Genomic DNA, 16,815 nt, shown 5'->3' with positions numbered 1-16,815 from the left:
CCCGCATGGTCACTGTGGATCAGCTCACACCCGCGGGGGTGGACGCCCGGCTCGCCGCCCGGGCGCACCGGTCGATCGAGCCCCTGCACTCCCACCACTACTTCTCGCCCGAGCACGACGAGCAGCTGGCCGCCACGGGCCTGCGGCCGGGCCGCATGGCCTACTTCGCCGGGCGGGCCGCCCCCATGGGTGCGGTCTCCCCGGGGGTGGTGACGGCGACCTTCTACAACTTCGCCCCCTCGCTGGTGGCCCGGCACGTGCCGCGCTGCTGGACCCTCGCCCGGCCCGAGGACGTCGTCGCCGCCCGGTTCGCCAGCGCCGGGGCGTCGCTGACCAGGCTGCTGGGCGCCACCCCCACCTCCGACGTCGTCGAGCTGGGCGACCTGCTGGCCGAGGCGTGCACCGCGCTGAGCCCGCAGGCGCGCCCGCTGTACGCCGGGCACGCCGACCTGGAGTGGCCGACCGAGCCGGTCACCCGGCTCTGGCACGCGGTCACGCTGCTGCGCGAGCACCGCGGCGACGGGCACCTCATGGCGCTGCAGCTGCACGGGCTGTCGGGCCTCGACGCGCTGGTCACCCACACCGCCACCGGGCGCGGGTTCACCGTCGAGGCCGCGCAGCGCACCCGGGGCTGGAGCCCCGAGGAGTGGGACGCCGCCACCGCGCGGCTCACCGAGCGGGGCCTGCTCGACGGGCACGGCCTGACCGAGGACGGCGTGGCCCTGCGGGGGGCCGTGGAGGAGGCGACCGACATGCTGAGCGTGCAGCCCTTCGAGCACCTGGGGCCCGAGCGCACCGCGCGGGTGGTGGAGCTGGCCAAGGGCATGGCCCGCACGCTGGTCGCCGGCGGGGCCTACCCGGCCGGCGTGCTGGCGGGGGGCTCCCGGTGACCGCGCGCCGCCACGACACCCACCACGAGGCGACCGGCCCGGCCCGGCTGCCCTTCCCCGAGGTCGCCGCCGCGGACGCCCCGGTCGCCGAGCGCATGGCCGCCCGTCGCGGCGGGGAGCTGTCCGCGCTGGACAAGCTGCTGCTGCACAGCCCACCGGTGGCCGACGGGTGGAACGAGCTGCTGGGGGCCCTGCGGCACAAGTCGTCGCTGGCCGCCGACCTGCGCGAGCTGGCCATCCTGCGGGTGGCGGTGCTCAACAACGCCGCGTTCGAGTGGGTCGCCCACAAGGACGCCGCCCGCCGCGCCGGGGTCACCGACGCCCAGATCGACGCGCTCTACGACCAGGACCCGCGGGCGCACTTCGACTACCGGCAGAACCTGGTGCTGGAGCTGACCGACACCGCCACCGTCGAGGTCGAGATCCCCGACCTGCTGTTCCAGCAGGTGCGGGCCGAGTTCAGCGAGCGCGAGATCGTCGAGCTCATGGTGACCATCGGCGGCTACGCCATGGTCAGCCGCTTCCTCGTCGGCCTGCGGGTGCCCCCGCCCGAGGGCGAGGTGGGGTCGAGCTAGGGCGCAGCTCCGGCGCGACGGCGGGCAGGGGGACCAGCACGTCGTGGAGCCCCCGTCACCGGCCCGCGGGCCACCCCGCACGAGTCAGGCCGGGACCGGCTCATCCGGCGGGGTGGCCGGGCCCACGCCGACCGGCGCGCAGCACCAGCGCCATGGAGAAGCCGTACAGCGCCAGGCCCGCGTAGAGCTGAGCGAGGCGGCGCGGGAGCCCGACGTGGTGGTGTTCACCGGATCGACGGCCGCGCCGGGGTGATCGTGCGGCCACGACGTGCCACGATGGACGACGGCCCGACGAGCGGGCCCCGACCAGGGAGGTGCCGCGGTGCGCAGCGAACCCCCCAGTAGTCCCGAGGTCCCCGCCGCCTGACGGTCACCCGACGCCACGTGATGCCCCTGCTGCGGGCACGTGCTGCCCGGTGCGCGGGGACCCGCCGACGTCCCCTGCCCGCTCGTCCCCCGGGAGTCCGTCGTGGCCGACCGCCGCCGTCCCCAGCTCACCGCCCCCCTCACCGCCCTCAGCACGCTCACCCGCCGTCCCCGGCCGGCCGGGTTCACCCCCGAGCCGGTCACCCGCCTGGAGCTGCCCGGGCGCGCGCCCAAGCTGGTCGACAACGCGGTCTACAGCGCCGGCAAGCGGGTGGCGACCCCCGAGTCCCCCGAGGAGAGCCGCACCTGGTTGCAGCTGGCCGACGGCTTCACCGACAGCCGGCTGGCCTGGTTGGGCCTCTACCGGCCCGAGGCCCGCCAGGTGGGGGAGCTCGCGGAGCTGTTCGACCTGCCCGAGCTGGCCGTCGAGGACGCCATCCACGCCCACCAGCGGCCGAAGTTCGAGCGGTACGGCGACACGTTGTTCGTCGTCCTCAAGGCGGCCCGGTACCTCGACGCCCGCGAGGAGGTCGAGTTCGGCGAGCTGCACCTGTTCCTGGGCCGCGACTTCGTCATCACGATCCGGCACGCCGAGTCCCCCGACCTCGCGCGGGTGCGCCGTCGGCTGGAGAGCGACCCCGAGCTGCTGGCCAGGGGCAGCGAGTCGGTGCTGTACGCGATCCTCGACGCGGTCGTCGACGGGTACCTCCCGGTGCTGGCCGGGCTGGACAAGGACATCGACGAGATCGAGCTCGAGGTGTTCCGCGGGGACCCGCGGGTGTCACGGCGCATCTACGAGCTCTCGCAGGAGGTGCTCGACGTGCAGCGGGCCACCGCGCCGCTGGCCGGCATCTGCGCCGCCATCGCCGCCGGGTTCGAGAAGTACGGCGTGGACGAGGAGCTGCGCGCGTACCTGCGCGACGTCGCCGACCACGTCACCGGCATCAACGAGCGGGTCGACGCCTTCCGGTCGCAGCTGCGCGACATCCTCACCGTCAACGCCACCCTGGTCGCGCAGCGGCAGAACGAGGAGATGAAGACCCTGTCGGAGGCCTCGATCGCGCAGGGCGAGGAGGTCAAGAAGATCTCCGCGTGGGCGGCCATCCTCTTCGCCCCGTCGCTGGTGGGCGGCATCTACGGGATGAACTTCGACCACATGCCGGAGGAGAGCTGGACGTACGGCTACCCGTTCGCGCTCGGCCTGATGTTCGCGACCAGCCTGACGCTCTACATCATCTTCAAGCGGCGCGACTGGATCTAGGAGTAAGCTCGACCAGCACAACTGCACAGGGGGTGATTGGTCTCGACTTCGGTCGGGTCACCAGGGGAAGCGAGCCGAGGAAGCCAACGATGAGCTCGTTAACCACGCGTTGGAAAACACACAAGCGCCGACTCCAGTCAGCGCGACTTCGCTCTCGCTGCCTAAGCAGCCGGAGTGAGTCTGTCAGCCCGGGTTTCGCCATCGGCCCGGATCCTGGCATCAGCTAGATGGCTCACCGTGCGGGTCGGTCGCGGATCCGCACGGGACACCTCACAGCGACTGGGCCTGTCGTCTCGACTCGTTCGTGGGATCGAGAAGGCCGAGTAGGGACACAGCGGACTGCGCTCGGAGAAGCCCTGGTCGCGCGTCGAAGGACGCGGGTTCGATTCCCGCCACCTCCACCATCACTGCACCACCCCTGGCAGAGCAGAGCCCGGCCGGTCCTCGGACCGTCCGGGCTCTGCTGCGTCCGGGGACTGACGTCGAGTGGCGGCGGCTTCAGGCGCCGACGTACTGGGCGAGGTGCTGGCCGGTGAGGGTCGAGCGGTCGGCGACCAGCTCGGCGGGGGTGCCCTGGAAGACCACCCGCCCGCCGTCGTGGCCGGCGCCCGGGCCGATGTCGATGACGTGGTCGGCGTGCGCCATGACCGCCTGGTGGTGCTCGATGACGACGACCGACGTGCCGGAGTCGACCAGCCGGTCGAGCAGGCCCAGCAGCTGGTCGACGTCGGCCAGGTGCAGACCGGTGGTGGGTTCGTCGAGGACGTAGACGGTGCCGCCCTCACCCATCTGCGTGGCCAGCTTGAGCCGCTGCCGCTCGCCGCCGGACAGGGTGTTCAGCGGCTGGCCCAGCGTGAGGTAGCCCAGGCCGACGTCGGCCATGCGGGTCAGCACCGCGTGCGCGGCCGGGGTCTTCGCCTCGCCGGTGCCGAAGTAGTCGTGCGCTTCGGCCACCGACAGCGCCAGCACCTCGGCGATGTTCTTGCCGCCGAGGGTGTACTCCAGCACCGCGGCCTGGAAGCGCTTGCCCTCGCACTCCTCGCAGGGTGTCGAGACGGTGCCCATCGTCGGGATCTCGGTGATGATCACACCGGCGCCGTTGCACGAGGGGCACGCGCCCTCGGAGTTCGCGCTGAACAGCGCGGGCTTGACCCCGTTGGCCTTGGCGAAGGCCTTGCGCACCGGCTCGAGCAGACCGGTGTAGGTGGCCGGGTTGCTGCGCCGGGAGCCCTTGATCGCGCTCTGGTCGATGCTCACCACGCCCTCGCGGCCGCTGATCGACCCGTGCACCAGGGAGCTCTTGCCCGACCCGGCCACGCCCGTGACGACGGTCAGCACGCCGAGGGGGACGTCGACGTCGACGTCGCGGAGGTTGTGCGTGCTGGCCCCGCGCACCTCGAGCACCCCGGTGGGCGTGCGGACCTCGGCCTTCAGCGTCGCCCGGTCGTCGAGGTGCTGCCCGGTGAGGGTGCCGCTGGACCGCAGGCCCTCCAGCGAGCCCTCGTAGACCAGCTCGCCGCCCGCCGTGCCGGCCCGGGGGCCCATGTCGACGACGTGGTCGGCGATCGCGATGGTCTCGGGCTTGTGCTCGACGACCAGCACCGTGTTGCCCTTGTCGCGCAGCTGGAGCAGCAGCGTGTTCATCTTGCCGATGTCGTGCGGGTGCAACCCGATGGTGGGCTCGTCGAACACGTAGGTGACGTCGGTGAGCGAGCTGCCCAGGTGCCGGATCAGCTTGGTGCGCTGGGCCTCGCCGCCGGACAGCGTGCCGGCCGGCCGGTCGAGCGAGAGGTACCCCAGCCCGATCTCGACGAAGGCGTCGAGGGTGTCGCGCAGCCCGGCCAGCAGCGGGGCCACGCTCGGCTCGTCGAGCTCGCGGACCCACGCCGCCAGGTCGCTGATCTGCAGCTGGCACAGCTCGGCGATGTTCTTCCCCGCGATCCGGGAGCTGCGGGCGGTCTCGTTGAGCCGCGTGCCGTCGCAGTCGGGGCAGGTGGTGAAGGTGACCGCCCGCTCGACGAAGGCGCGGATGTGCGGCTGCATCGCGTCGACGTCCTTGCTCAGGAACGACTTCTGGATCTGCGGGATGATGCCGAGGAAGGTCAGGTTGATGCCCTCGACCTTGATCTTGGTGGCGTCCTGGTACAGCAGGGCGCGCAGCTCGCGCTCGGGCAGGTCGCGGATCGGGACGTCGCAGTCGAAGAGGCCGCAACCGCGCAGGATGCGGCCCTGCCAGCCGTCCATCGACCAGCCGGGGATGGTCAGGGCGCCGTCGTTGATGGACTTCGTGTCGTCGTAGAGCGCCGTCCGGTCGAAGTCGGTGACCGAGCCGCGGCCCTCGCACCGGGCGCACATGCCGCCCTGCACACGGAACTCCTTGCGCTCCACCTTCTTCCCCGCCTCGGGGTTCCCCTTCTCCACGGTCAGGCCGCCCTTGCCGCTGACGGTGGCGGTGTTGAAGGAGAAGGCCTGCGCCGAGCCGATGTGCGGCTGGCCGATCTTGCTGAACAGGATGCGCAGCAGCGCGTTGACGTCGGTGGCGGTGCCGAGGGTGGAGCGCGGGTTCGCGCCCATGCGCTCCTGGTCGACGATGATCGCGGTGGTCAGGCCGTCGAGGACGTCGACGTCGGGGCGGGCCTGCGACGGCATGAAGCCCTGCACGAACGCCGGGTAGGTCTCGTTGATCAGGCGTTGGGACTCCGCCGCGATGGTGGCGAAGACCAGCGAGCTCTTGCCCGACCCCGACACCCCGGTGAACACCGTGAGCCGGCGCTTGGGGATCTCGACGTCGACGTCCTTGAGGTTGTTCTCGCGCGCGCCGAGGACGCGGATGAGGTCGTGGCTGTCTGCCGGGTGCTCCACGGCGTGATGTGTACCGCATGCGGGCGACAATTCCGACCCGGTCACATCCGTCCGTGCCGGCTCGTCAGGAGGGGGTGCGCATGACCGAGGAGTTCGAGGCCGAGCGGCCGCGGCTGACCGCCCTGGCGGCCCGGGTGCTGGGCGACCGGGCCGAGGCTGAGGACGTCCTCCAGCAGGCCTGGCTGCGACTGGCCCGCACCGACGCCGACGTCGTCGACCTGCCCGCCTGGCTGACCACCGTCACCACCCGGCTCTGCCTGGACCGGTTGAAGGCCCGCACGCCGGTGCCGGTGGAGGAGGTCGAGCTGCCGGGGGCCGCGCCCGACCCGGCCGACGACGTCGTCCTGGCCGACACCGTGGGCCTCGCGCTGCAGGTGGTGCTCGACCGGCTGCCGCCGCGGGAGCGGGTGGCCTTCGTGCTGCACGACAGCTTCGGGTTCGAGTTCGCCACGATCGCCGCCGTCCTCGACACCACCCCTGCGGCGGCCCGCAAGCTCGCCTCCCGGGCCCGCGCCCGCGTCGCCCAGCCGCCCGCCCAGGACGGGCCGGCCGACGCCGCAGTGGTCGACGCGTTCATGGCCGCGGCCCGCGGGGGAGACCTGGCCCGGCTGCTCGAGCTGCTGGCCCCCGACGCCGGGGTGAGCGCCGACGCCGCCGCCCTGCAGGCGGGTACGCCCGAGCGGATCGACGGCCGGGAGGCGGTCGCGGCGTTCTTCGACGGCAGCGCGCACGCCGCGCTGCCCGTGCTGGTCGCCGAGCGGCCCGGCTACGCCTGGTACCACCGCGGCGAGGCGAAGGTCGTCGTCGACTTCACCGTGGTCGAGGGGCGGGTCGCCGGCATCGTGTTCCGGGCCGCCGACGGGGTGCTGGCCGCCGTCGAGCGCCGGGCCGTCACACCTGCGGCCCCGCCGTCGTCGGAGAGATGAAGCTGTCAGCGAGAGAGGACGACCGATGAAGACCATGACCTGCGCCCAGCTCGGCGGGCCCTGCGACCACCCGCACCGCGGCGAGGACGCGAACGCCGTCATCAACGCCCAGGACCAGCACCTGAAGGAGCGGGAGGCGGCCGGCGACGCGACCCACCAGGAGGCCCGGGACGCGATGAAGGCCCGCTGGCGGCACCCGAAGAGGTCGATGGACTGGTACCGGGGCGCGCAGCGGGCCTTCGCCGACCTGCCGGAGAGCTGACGTCAGACCTTGACGACCATCTTGCCGGTGTTGGCCCCGCGCATCATCGACAGGAACGCCTCGACGGTGTTCTCGACGCCCTCGACGACGGTCTCGTCCCAGGCGATCTGGCCGTCGGCGAACCAGCGGGTCATGTGCTCGCGGAACTCCGGCGCGAGGTGCGAGTAGTTGCCGAGGGTGAAGCCCTGCAGCGTCAGCCCGCCCTTGATGATGTTCATCATGTTGCGGGGGCCGGCCGGCGCCTCGTCGGCGTTGTAGCCGCTGATCGCGCCGCACAGGGCGGCCCGGCCGCCGTCGTTGAACACCGCGAGCGCGGCCTCGAGGTGGTCGCCCCCGACGTTGTCGAAGTAGACGTCGATGCCGTCGGGGGCGGCCGTGCGCAGCTGGTCGAGCACGGGTGCGGCCTTGTAGTCGAAGGCGGCGTCGTAGCCGTACTTCTCGGTGAGCAGGGCGACCTTCTCGGTCGACCCGGCCGACCCGATGACCCGCCCGGCGCCGAGCAGCTTGGCGATCTGGCCGACGGCGGAGCCCACGGCACCCGCGGCACCGGAGACGAAGACGGTGTCGCCCTCGCGCAGGCCGGCGATGGCGGTCAGGCCCACGTAGGCGGTCATGCCGGTCAGGCCGAGGACGCCCAGGTGCAACGAGGCCGGGGCGCCGGGGACCTCGGGCAGCACGCGGAACCCGCGCGCGTCCTCCTGGACGACGTCGCGCCAGCCGAAGTTGTGCAGCACGAGCGAGCCCACCGGGTGGTCCTCCGACGTCGACTCGACGACCCGACCGACCGCGCCACCGGTCAGGGTCTCGCCGAGCGCGAAGGGCGGCACGTAGCTCTTGACGTCGTTCATGCGGCCGCGCATGTACGGGTCGACGGAGAGGAACTCGTTGCGCACCCGGACCTGGCCGGGGGCGAGGTCGCCGTAGGTGACGGTGACGGTCGCGAAGTCCTCGGGCGTCGGCCAGCCCTGCGGACGGCGGACGAGCTGGATCTGGGTGCTCTCGGTCATGGCGCTCCCCACGAGATAGTGGAATGATCGGTTCAGAACGACCGTACACGTCCGAGGAGGCAGCGTGCCCCGACCGCAGGCCTACGCCACCGCCGACGCCGTCCGCGCGGCACGCGGTGTGTTCTGGGTGCAGGGCTTCGAGGGGGCCTCGGTGCCCGACCTGGAGCGGGCGACCGGCCTGAACCGGTCGAGCATCTACCACGCCTTCGGCAGCAAGCGCGGGCTGTTCGACGCCGCCGTGCAGAGCTACCTCGACGAGGTCGTCCGCCCGCGGCTCGCCGTCCTCACCGGGCCCGACGTCGCACCCGACGCGCTGGTCGCGTACCTGACCGGGCTGCGCGCGGCGATCGCCGCTGCCGACCCCGCCGGCGCCGGGCAGGGATGCCTGCTGGTCAACGCCGCCACGGCGCCGATCGGCGGGGACGGCGCCGTGCGCGCCGTCGTGGCCGGCTACCGCGCCGAGCTGCGGACGGCGTTCGAGCGCGGCGTGGCCGCCCGGTTCCCCGACCGCGACCCCGTGCCGCTGGCCGACACCTGCACCTCGCTGGTGGTCGCCGCGTTCGCGCTGGCCCGCGTCGACCCCGACGGCGCGGTGCGGTCGCTGGACGCCGCGCTGTCCCTGGTCGCCGAGGCGCAGGTCGGCTAGAGCTCGCCCCGCACGAGCTCGGCGGCCATCACCAGGGCCCGCATCTTGCCGGTGGCGGACTTCCGCGGCAGGTACTTCAGACCGCAGTCGCTGGAGAGCACCAGCTCCTCGACGTCCACGTGGTCCAGCGCCCGACGCACCCGGTCGGCCACCTGCACCGGCGTCTCGACCTCCGGGGTGGAGAGGTCCAGCACCCCGAGCGCGATGCCCTTCCCGCGCAGCGGCTCCAGCGTCGTCGGGTCCAGGTGCGACTGGGCGGTCTCCACCGACACCGCGTCGCAGGCGACGTCGGCCAGCTCCGGCAGGAAGGAGTAGCCGTCGGGGCGCTGGGCCACCATCGCGGCGTAGCCGAAGCACAGGTGCACGTGCGTGGTGCCGGCCGCACCCTCCAGCGCCCGGTTCAAGGCCTCGACGCCGTACCGGCGGGCCACCTCGGGCCGGGCCTGCAGCCACGGCTCGTCGAGCTGGACGACGTCCGCGCCGGCCGCGAACAGGTCGGCGACCTCCTCGCGGACGACGTCGGCGTAGGCCAGCGCCAGCGCGCGGTCGTCGCCGTAGTGGTCGTCCTGGGCCTGCTGCGCCATGGTGAACGGCCCGGGGACGGTGATCTTGACGGCTCGGTCGGTGTGCGCCCGCAGGAACCGGACGTCGTCGGCCTGCACCGGGCGCGGCCGGGTGATCGGCCCGGTGATGCGGGGGACGGGGATGTCCAGGCCCGAGCGGTTGCGCACGGTGCCCGGGCGGTCCAGGTCGATGCCCGAGAGGGCGGTGGCGAAGTGGTTGGAGTAGGACTCCCGCCGGACCTCGCCGTCCCCGACGATGTCCAGCCCCGCCTCCTCCTGGGCGCGGATGGTGACCAGGGTGGCGTCGTCCTGCGCCTCGGCCAGCCGCTCGGGCGGGATGCGCCACAGCTCGGCGGCCCGCACCCGGGGCGGGAACTGGTGGCCCAGCCGGTCGCGGTCGATCAGCCAGTCCGGCTGCGGGAGGCTCCCGACGACGGTCGTGGGCAGCGTCGGCAGCGGTCGCGGCATGCGCATGATCCTGCCCCAGAGCACCTGCCCGCGTCCTTGCGGAAATGCGTCGACGTACCGCGGGCCGGGCTGGCACGGTCACGGGATGGAACGCTTCGTGACCGTCGCACCCGACGTCGACCTGTGGGTGGAGGAGCGCGGGGACCCCGGTGCGCCGGCCGTGCTGCTGGTGATGGGGGCGGCGTCGTCCGGGCTGGTGTGGCCCGACGCGCTGGTCGACCGGCTGGCGGCGGGGTACCGGGTGGTGCGCTACGACCACCGCGACACCGGCCGGTCAGCGCGTGGCACCACCTACGCGCTGCGCGACCTGGCCACGGACGCCGTGGGCGTGCTCGACGGGCTGGGCATCGACCGCGCGCACGTGGTCGGCATGTCGATGGGCGGGCTGCTCACCCAGCTGCTGCTGCTCGACCACCTCGAGCGGCTGCGCAGCGCCACCCTGGTGTGCACCGGCCCGCTCGTCGGGGCCCCGGGCGACCCGGCGCCGGGCCCGTCCGACGACCTGCTGGCGTTCTGGGCGACCATGCCCGAGCCACGGGACGACGAGTCCGAGCTGGCCTGGCGGGTCGAGCACTGGAGGCGCCTGAACGGCGACCAGCTCGAGGTCGACCCGGCCGAGTGGGTGGCGCTGGAGCAGCGGGTCTCCGAGCACTCCGGCGGGCTGCTGCCGGCCACCCCGCACGCGATGGCCGACCAGTCGGGCCTGGCGCGGGGCGCCGAGCAGGCCCGGGTCGACGTCCCGGTGCTGGTGGTCCAGGCGCCCGCCGACCCGGCCTACCCGCCGCCGAACGCGCAGCGCTTGGCCGACGCGATCGGCGGGGCGCGGCTGGTCACGGTGCCGGGCATGGGCCACGCACTCCCGCCCGCCGTCCTGGGGCCGCTGGCCGACGTGGTCGAGGACCACCTGGCCGGGGGGCGCTGACCCCGCGATCAGCCGCCGAAGGAGGCGCAGGCCACCTGGGAGCCGGTCGGACCGGCGGCGTCGGTGTCGGGCGGCCCGACCAGCAGCGCGCTGCCGTCGTCGTCGAGCAGGTCCGCCAACCCGACGTCGACGGTCGCCGACACCTGCCCGCCGCCGTCCTCCTGCACGATGAGCCCGGCCAGCTCGGCGCCCTCGACGGGTTCGCCGGAGCCGCCCAGCGCGGCGTCGCAGTCGGCGCTGTCGAGCAGCGTCAACGGGTGCTCGCCGACCGCTAGCCCGGCCGCGTCGAGCTCGACGGTCGTGCCGGCCGCGGTGGCGAGCTGGCGGAGGGTGGCCGACCCGATCGTGCTGCCCTCGACGTCCCGGAGGTCGACGCTGCGCTCGACCGGGACCGGCTCGGACACCACGGGGGAGGGGTCGGCGTCGCTGCCGGGGCCGTTGGTGGACGGGCTGCTGCAGGCAGCGGCCAGGGCCAGCGGCAGAGCGGCGGCTCCCAGGGCCAGCAGTCGGGGTCGAGCGGTCACGGTTCCTCCTCGGGACGACGACGTCGCCCCCGCCCCTGCCCGCGGCCCGGGGGGCTGGACACGGGAGGACGGCGATCCGATGCGCGGTCGTGACCTACCGCGGACCGGCCGGGGTCACCGCGGGGAGCTCGGCGGTCAGCAGGCGCACGTGCTTGCGCCGGCCGGGACGGCGGGCGGCGAGGAAGTCCAGCGCGATCGCCGCCGTCCACGACTGGTCCCTGCTGCCCAGCTGCTCACCGGTGAGCGGCTCGTAGTACTCGGCGAAGTCGCAGTCCACCAGCTGCGCGAGCCCGGCCAGCCGCAGCGCGTTGGCCGCCTCCTGCTCACCCGACCGGTTCAGCGCCCAGGCCATCAGCCAGTTCAGCACCGGCCACTGCGGGCCCCGCCAGTAGGTGCGGTCCCGGAAGGCCGGCGAGGCCGGCGACACCGACGGCACGACCGGCCAGCGCAGCCGGGAGTGCCCGCACCAGCGCGGCCCGAGCAGCAGGTCGCGCTGGCGGCGCAGCAGCGCGTCGTCGCCCCCGCACAGCAGCGGGGCGAACCCGGCGGCGGAGTCGACCGACAGGTGCTCGCCCGTCCGCAGGTCCAGGTCGCGGGCCAGTCCGGTCGAGGGGTCGACCGATCGCAGCACCCCGGTGCGGAACCGCCGGGCGATCAGCCGCGACTCCTCGATGCCGGCCGGGTCGGCGCCGAACTCGGCCCCCATGTCGGCCAGCAGGTCCGACGCCGCGGCCAGCAGCGCCGACACCAGGACGTCGCCCACCACGAAGTCGCCGGTGGCCCGGTAGGCGGCGTCGTCGTAGCGGGCGCGCACCTTCTGCTCGACCAGCCACAGGTAGCGGCGGTACTCGGCGTCCGACGGCCGCTGCGACGGGTCGGACACGTGCGCGAGGTCGCGGCGGGTGAACGGCGGCATCTCCCCGGGGCGCACCCGGGAGTAGGGGCCGTCCCAGCGGGGCGAGTCGTCCATGCCCGACTCCCAGCCGTGGTGGATCTCCACCAGCCCGTGCTCGTGCGGGTCCCGGGCCGTGGCCAGGTAGCGGTGCCAGGCCAGCCACCGCGGGAACGTGTCGAGCACGAACCGCTCGCACAGCTCCTGGTCGGCCCCGCCCCGGCGCCGCGCGTCGTGCAGGATCCGGGACAGCGCGATGACGTGGATCGGCGGCTGCGTGACGCCGCTGGTGAGCACCCCGGCCGGCCGGGCGGCGGCGACCTGGGTGCGCCAGCGGTCGGGGTCGGGGAAGTAGTCGCTGGGGGAGTGGAACAGGATGTGCGGGATCATCCCGGTGCTCCACTGCCCGGTCAGCAGCGTGCGCAGCTCGTCCAGCGCCCGCGGCACCGACACGGTCGCGATGCCCAACGCCACGAACCCGGCGTCCCAGCTCCACATGTGCGGGTAGAGCGTCGGCGAGGCGACGGTGAACCGGCCGCGGTCGTTGGCCTTGAGCACGTAGCCGGCCCGCCCGGCCATGAGCGCGATGTCGTTCGGGGTGGGCTGAGTGACCGGCATGACCCATCCTCACCGCCCGGGCCCCTCAGGCGGTAGAGGCGCGCGTCACCCTGGCCAGCAGGTACAGCCCGACCCCGACGGCCAGCATGATCGCCGCCCGGAGCCAGGTGCCGGCCTCCTGCTGCCACAGCAGCAGGACGCAGGACCCGATCGCCAGCACGGGCAGCGCCACCGGCGCCCGGAAGTGCTCGTGGTCGACGTGGTCGCGGCGCAGCACGAGCACCGAGACGTTGGTGGAGAGGAAGACGAACAGCAGCAGCAGGACGACGGTCGTCGCCAGCGTGGCCAGGTCCCCGGTCAGCGTGAGCCCGATGGCGACCGCCGTGGTCACGACGATCGCCACCCACGGTGTGCGCCGGCGCGGCAGCACCCGCGAGAGCGCCGGGGGCAGCAGGCGCTCCTGGGCCAGCCCGTACACCAGCCGGCTGGCCATGATCATCGTGAGCAGGGCGCCGTTGGCCACGGCGACCAGCGCTACGCCTGCGAACACCTGGTCGGGGATGCCCACCCCGCTGGCCTGCACCACCGCCAGCAGCGGTCCCGACGACGCCGCCAGTTCGTCGGGGGCCAGCACGACCGAGGCGGCCAGCCCGACCAGCACGTAGACCGCGCCGGCGGTCAGCAGCGACCCGAACAGTGCCCGCGGGTAGACCCGGCTGACGTCGCGCACCTCCTCGGCGACGTTGGCCGAGGTCTCGAACCCGACGAACGAGTAGTAGGCCAGCACCGCGGCGGCCAGCACCGCCGACCCCGCGGACACCCCGTCGGGGAACTGGGTCACCCGCGCCGGGTCGCCGTCCCCCCGCCCGAGCACGAGCGCACCGAGGACGACGACGAGCACCAGCCCGCTCACCTCGACGCAGGTCATCACCAGGTTGGCCCGCATCGACTCCTGGATGCCCCGGGCGTTGAGCAGGCCGACCAGCACCAGGAACACCACGGCGGCCGGGACGGCGGGGACGTCGAGGAACGCGGTCAGGTAGTCGCCGCTGAACGCCAGTGCCAGGCCGGCCGCGCTGGTCACCCCGGCGGCGAGCATGCAGAACCCGACCAGGAACGACACCACGGGGACGCCGAAGGCCCGCTCGGCGAACACCGCCGCCCCGCCCGCCCGGGGGTACTTGGTGACCAGTTCGGCGTAGGACGCCGCGGTCAGCATGGCCAGCCCGAGCGCGACCAGCAGCGGCACCCACACCGCCCCGCCGACCTCCCCGGCCACCTCGCCGACCAGGGCGTAGATGCCCGCCCCGAGCACGTCGCCGAGGATGAAGACGTAGAGCAGCTTCCCGCTGACGACCCGCTGCAGCGCGGTCCCCTCGCCGCGGTCGGTCGAGTTCGGGTCCTGGTCGGTCCCCCGGCCCAGCGTCGTCCCCCCGGGTCGATCCGGCGCGTCGGGGGGTCCCTGCGCTGGTGCCCGGGTGTCGAGGAGGGCACAGTGCGCCGGTGCGCAGTGTCCTCGCGGCCCCTCCCTCGTTGGGGCATGCCGTGGGGCCGACGTGATCACCCAGCTGCCCCGGGCGCTGCTGCGCGTCGTCGTGCCGGGCATCCGCCGCGTCGTGCCGGCCGACCGGGTGGTCGCCCCCGGTGTCGCGCTGCTGGTCGTGCTGGCCAACGTCGTGGGCGCGGCCGTGGTCACGGTGCTGCTGCTCGGCGTCAACGGCGGCAGCGACGTCGAGTCACCCACCGGCCGGCTGGTCACCGGGATCGTGGGGGCGGGCTACCTCGTGCTGGCCGTCCCGGTCGGCGTGGCGCTCGGCCTGCACAAGCAGCGGCGCACCAACCGCTGGCTGTGGGCCGGCCGCGTGCCCACGCCCGAGGAGGTGGTCATCGCCCTGCGCATGCCGGCCGACATCGCCCGGTTGGTCGCCTGGACCTGGGCGGTGGCCGCGGTCGGCCTCGGCGCGGTGTCGGCCGCGGTCTACCCCGAGCCGCTCGTGGGTCTGCGCATCGGCATCTCCGTCGTCCTCGGCGGAGTCGTCACCGCCGGGGTGAGCTACCTGCTGGTCGCGCGCGCCGCGCGGCACGTCACGGCCCGCGCGTTGGCCGCCCACCCGCCCGACCAGCCACGCACGCTCAACGTGCGCCGTCGGCTGCTGCTCACCTGGGGTCTGACCAGCGGGGTGCCGATGGTCGGGCTCATGCTGCTGGTGCTCGACCCCACCGGGCAGGGCACCCCCAGCACCTTCACCGCGCTCTTCCTGCCCGGGGTCAGCCTCGTGGTGGGCCTGCTGGCCACCTTGCTCGTCGCCCGCGGCGTCGGGTCGCCGCTGCGCGAGCTGCGCCGCGCCGTGCAGCGCATCGGTGACGGCGCCACCGACGTCCAGGTGGTGGTCGACGACGCCGGTGAGATCGGGCTGCTGCAGAACGGGGTCAACAGGATGGCCCGCGGGCTGGCCGAGCGCGAACGGCTGCGTGACCTGTTCGGCCGGCACGTGGGTGCCGACGTCGCGGCCCGGGCGCTGGAGAACGGGGTGGAGCTGGGCGGGGAGACCCGTCGCGTCGCCGCACTGTTCGTCGACGTCGCCGGCTCCACCGGGCTGGCCGAGCGGCTGGGTCCGCAGGAGATGGTCGGGCTGCTCAACCGGTTCTTCGCCGTCGTGGTCGACGCCACGCAGGCCGAGGGCGGGCTGGTCAACAAGTTCGAGGGCGACGCCGCGCTGTGCGTCTTCGGGGCCCCGCAGCCCCTGCCCGACGCCGCCGGCGCCGCGTTGCGGGCGGCCCGGGCGATCTGCACCGCGGTGGCCCGGGCCGGGGAGGTCGAGGTCGGCGTGGGCGTCGCCTGGGGCGACGTGGTCGCTGGCCAGATCGGGGCCGACAGCCGCTCGGAGTACACCGTCATCGGCGACGCGGTGAACACCGCCGCCCGGCTGACCGAGCTGGCCAAGGACCACGACGGCCGCGCGGTGGCCAGCGACGCGGCGGTGCAGGCGGCCGACCCGGCCGAGCGGGCGCACTGGCGCCGCGCGGACGAGGTGGTGCTGCGGGGTCGGTCCGAGCCGACGACGACCTGGGTGCGGGCCTAGTTCGAGCGGACGACGACCAGCACGTCCTCGCTCTGCAGGGTGCCGATCGCCGGGTCGTCGAAGCGCAGCGTGCGCCCGCCCCGGGTCACCGACAGCACCACGTCGCGCAGCTGCCGCGCGCCCATGCCGACCTCGGCGCTGGTCACCGTGCGCTGGGTGAGGTCCAGGCCGTGCCCGGCGGTGAGCAGGTCCTCGACGACGGCCACCACGCGCGGGCTGTCGGTGGCCAACCCGAGCAGCCGACCCGAGGTCGACGACGACGTGATCACCGAGTCGGCGCCGCTCTGCCGCAGCAGGCTGGCGTTCTCCTCCTCGCGCACGCTCGCGGTGATCGGCACGCTGGGGTTGAGCTGCCGCACGGTGAGGGTGATGAGGACGGCGGTGTCGTCGCGGTTGGCCGCCACCACCACCGCGCGGGCCTTCTCGATGGAGGTGCGGCGCAGCACGTCGGCGCGACCGGCGTCGCCCACGATGCCGGTGAGCCCGATCGAGTTGGCCTCGTCGATCGACACCGGGCTGGGGTCGACGACGATGATGTGCTCCTTGTCGGTGCCGTTGGCCAGGAGCGCGCGGATGGCGCTGCGGCCCTTGGTGCCGTAGCCGCACACGACGACGTGCTGGCGCACGGTGGACCTCCAACGACGGACCCGGAACTCCTCCCGCGAGCGCGCGGTGAGCGCCTCGAGGGTGGTCCCGATGAGGATGAGCAGGAAGAGCACGCGCAGCGGCGTGATGAGCAGGATGTTGACCAGCCGAGCGCTGGCCGTGACCGGCGTGATGTCGCCGTAGCCGGTGGTGGAGAGGCTGACCGTCGCGTAGTAGGTCGCGTCCAGCAGCGACAGCTCGCCGCCGCTGCTGTCCCGGTAGCCGTCGCGGTCGAAGTACACGATGGCCACGGTGGCCACGAGGACGACCGCGGCGATGACCACCCGCTTGCCGACCTGCCGGAAGGGGGACTGCTCGGTGTGCGCGAGCTGCACCCCGCCGTGGTCGCTCAGCATCGCGTGCTC

At 73.8% G+C, this 16,815-nt stretch carries 15 protein-coding genes and 1 other RNA gene; 9 read left to right on the top strand and 7 right to left on the bottom strand.

Annotated features, from left to right (window positions below; genetic code table 11):
* Positions 1-5 precede the first annotated feature (5 nt).
* From TEK04_RS02265 to ssrA, 4 genes are all read left to right on the top strand, one after another.
* Positions 6-890, top strand: coding sequence for an SCO6745 family protein (locus tag TEK04_RS02265; protein WP_336402680.1), 885 nt, complete (start codon positions 6-8; stop codon positions 888-890).
* Positions 887-1,465, top strand: a complete 579-nt coding sequence (locus tag TEK04_RS02260) for a carboxymuconolactone decarboxylase family protein (protein ID WP_336402679.1) — start codon at positions 887-889, stop codon at positions 1,463-1,465. The genes TEK04_RS02265 and TEK04_RS02260 overlap by 4 nt, the downstream gene beginning before the upstream one ends.
* Before the next feature lie 469 nt (positions 1,466-1,934).
* Positions 1,935-3,092, top strand: a complete 1,158-nt coding sequence (locus tag TEK04_RS02255; RefSeq protein WP_336402678.1) for a magnesium and cobalt transport protein CorA — start codon at positions 1,935-1,937, stop codon at positions 3,090-3,092.
* A 28-nt stretch (positions 3,093-3,120) separates the two neighbouring features.
* Positions 3,121-3,496: a transfer-messenger RNA gene (gene ssrA, locus TEK04_RS02250) on the top strand.
* Between the two features lie 94 nt (positions 3,497-3,590).
* On the opposite strand, the gene TEK04_RS02245 is transcribed toward ssrA, so the two are convergent.
* Complete coding sequence (locus TEK04_RS02245) at positions 3,591-5,954, bottom strand: ATP-binding cassette domain-containing protein (protein ID WP_336402677.1); 2,364 nt, start codon at positions 5,952-5,954, stop codon at positions 3,591-3,593.
* A gap of 80 nt (positions 5,955-6,034) precedes the next feature.
* Here TEK04_RS02245 and TEK04_RS02240 point away from each other — a divergent pair, with 80 nt between their 5' ends.
* The gene (locus TEK04_RS02240; RefSeq protein ID WP_336402676.1) at positions 6,035-6,880 is read left to right on the top strand and encodes a sigma-70 family RNA polymerase sigma factor; all 846 of its coding nucleotides are present in this window, start codon (positions 6,035-6,037) and stop codon (positions 6,878-6,880) included.
* 25 nt (positions 6,881-6,905) lie between these two features.
* Positions 6,906-7,142 carry a hypothetical protein gene (locus tag TEK04_RS02235; protein WP_336402675.1) on the top strand — a complete coding sequence of 79 codons (237 nt, stop codon included), beginning with the start codon at positions 6,906-6,908 and terminating at the stop codon, positions 7,140-7,142.
* 2 nt (positions 7,143-7,144) lie between these two features.
* Here the strand turns inward: TEK04_RS02235 and TEK04_RS02230 are convergent, their stop codons facing one another.
* Positions 7,145-8,149 carry an NADP-dependent oxidoreductase gene (locus TEK04_RS02230; protein ID WP_336402674.1) on the bottom strand — a complete coding sequence of 335 codons (1,005 nt, stop codon included), beginning with the start codon at positions 8,147-8,149 and terminating at the stop codon, positions 7,145-7,147.
* A 64-nt stretch (positions 8,150-8,213) separates the two neighbouring features.
* Between TEK04_RS02230 and TEK04_RS02225 the strand changes: the two genes are divergently transcribed.
* Positions 8,214-8,795: a TetR/AcrR family transcriptional regulator gene (locus tag TEK04_RS02225; RefSeq protein ID WP_336402673.1), complete on the top strand. Its 582-nt coding sequence runs from the start codon at positions 8,214-8,216 to the stop codon at positions 8,793-8,795.
* Here TEK04_RS02225 and TEK04_RS02220 read toward each other — a convergent pair.
* Entirely contained in the window at positions 8,792-9,826 is a 1,035-nt protein-coding gene (locus TEK04_RS02220) for a uroporphyrinogen decarboxylase family protein (RefSeq protein WP_336402672.1), read from the bottom strand. The two genes, TEK04_RS02225 and TEK04_RS02220, sit on opposite strands and share 4 nt — an antisense overlap.
* Positions 9,827-9,911: 85 nt before the next feature.
* Here TEK04_RS02220 and TEK04_RS02215 point away from each other — a divergent pair, with 85 nt between their 5' ends.
* Positions 9,912-10,748, top strand: coding sequence for an alpha/beta fold hydrolase (locus TEK04_RS02215; RefSeq protein WP_336402671.1), 837 nt, complete (start codon positions 9,912-9,914; stop codon positions 10,746-10,748).
* An 8-nt stretch (positions 10,749-10,756) separates the two neighbouring features.
* Here the strand turns inward: TEK04_RS02215 and TEK04_RS02210 are convergent, their stop codons facing one another.
* The 3 genes from TEK04_RS02210 to TEK04_RS02200 all read right to left on the bottom strand — a co-directional run bounded on the left by TEK04_RS02210 (position 10,757) and on the right by TEK04_RS02200 (position 14,088).
* Positions 10,757-11,272, bottom strand: a complete 516-nt coding sequence (locus tag TEK04_RS02210; protein ID WP_336402670.1) for a hypothetical protein — start codon at positions 11,270-11,272, stop codon at positions 10,757-10,759.
* 94 nt (positions 11,273-11,366) lie between these two features.
* Positions 11,367-12,782, bottom strand: a complete 1,416-nt coding sequence (gene ggh / locus TEK04_RS02205; protein WP_336402669.1) for a glucosylglycerate hydrolase — start codon at positions 12,780-12,782, stop codon at positions 11,367-11,369.
* Between the two features lie 25 nt (positions 12,783-12,807).
* Positions 12,808-14,088: an APC family permease gene (locus tag TEK04_RS02200; protein ID WP_432277311.1), complete on the bottom strand. Its 1,281-nt coding sequence runs from the start codon at positions 14,086-14,088 to the stop codon at positions 12,808-12,810.
* A gap of 190 nt (positions 14,089-14,278) precedes the next feature.
* Here TEK04_RS02200 and TEK04_RS02195 point away from each other — a divergent pair, with 190 nt between their 5' ends.
* Positions 14,279-15,805 carry an adenylate/guanylate cyclase domain-containing protein gene (locus TEK04_RS02195; protein ID WP_336402668.1) on the top strand — a complete coding sequence of 509 codons (1,527 nt, stop codon included), beginning with the start codon at positions 14,279-14,281 and terminating at the stop codon, positions 15,803-15,805.
* On the opposite strand, the gene TEK04_RS02190 is transcribed toward TEK04_RS02195, so the two are convergent.
* Positions 15,802-16,806 carry a potassium channel family protein gene (locus TEK04_RS02190; protein WP_336402667.1) on the bottom strand — a complete coding sequence of 335 codons (1,005 nt, stop codon included), beginning with the start codon at positions 16,804-16,806 and terminating at the stop codon, positions 15,802-15,804. The genes TEK04_RS02195 and TEK04_RS02190 overlap by 4 nt on opposite strands.
* Positions 16,807-16,815: the final 9 nt, after the last annotated feature.

It is taken from the genome of Klenkia sesuvii, assembly GCF_037083825.1.
GTDB classification, from domain to species: Bacteria; Actinomycetota; Actinomycetes; order Mycobacteriales; family Geodermatophilaceae; genus Klenkia; species Klenkia sesuvii.
This window is presented reverse-complemented; position numbering and strand designations above follow the sequence as displayed.

Bases quoted from the DNA above. Each gene is read 5' to 3' on its own strand.
- TEK04_RS02265 (WP_336402680.1), top strand. From the start codon at position 6: ATGGTCACTGTGGATCAGCTCACACCCGCGGGGGTGGACGCCCGGCTC.
- TEK04_RS02240 (WP_336402676.1), top strand. From the start codon at position 6,035: ATGACCGAGGAGTTCGAGGCCGAGCGGCCGCGGCTGACCGCCCTGGCG.
- TEK04_RS02235 (WP_336402675.1), top strand. From the start codon at position 6,906: ATGAAGACCATGACCTGCGCCCAGCTCGGCGGGCCCTGCGACCACCCG.
- TEK04_RS02230 (WP_336402674.1), bottom strand. From the start codon at position 8,149: ATGACCGAGAGCACCCAGATCCAGCTCGTCCGCCGTCCGCAGGGCTGG.
- TEK04_RS02220 (WP_336402672.1), bottom strand. From the start codon at position 9,826: ATGCCGCGACCGCTGCCGACGCTGCCCACGACCGTCGTCGGGAGCCTC.
- TEK04_RS02215 (WP_336402671.1), top strand. From the start codon at position 9,912: ATGGAACGCTTCGTGACCGTCGCACCCGACGTCGACCTGTGGGTGGAG.
- ggh (WP_336402669.1), bottom strand. From the start codon at position 12,782: ATGCCGGTCACTCAGCCCACCCCGAACGACATCGCGCTCATGGCCGGG.
- TEK04_RS02190 (WP_336402667.1), bottom strand. From the start codon at position 16,806: ATGCTGAGCGACCACGGCGGGGTGCAGCTCGCGCACACCGAGCAGTCC.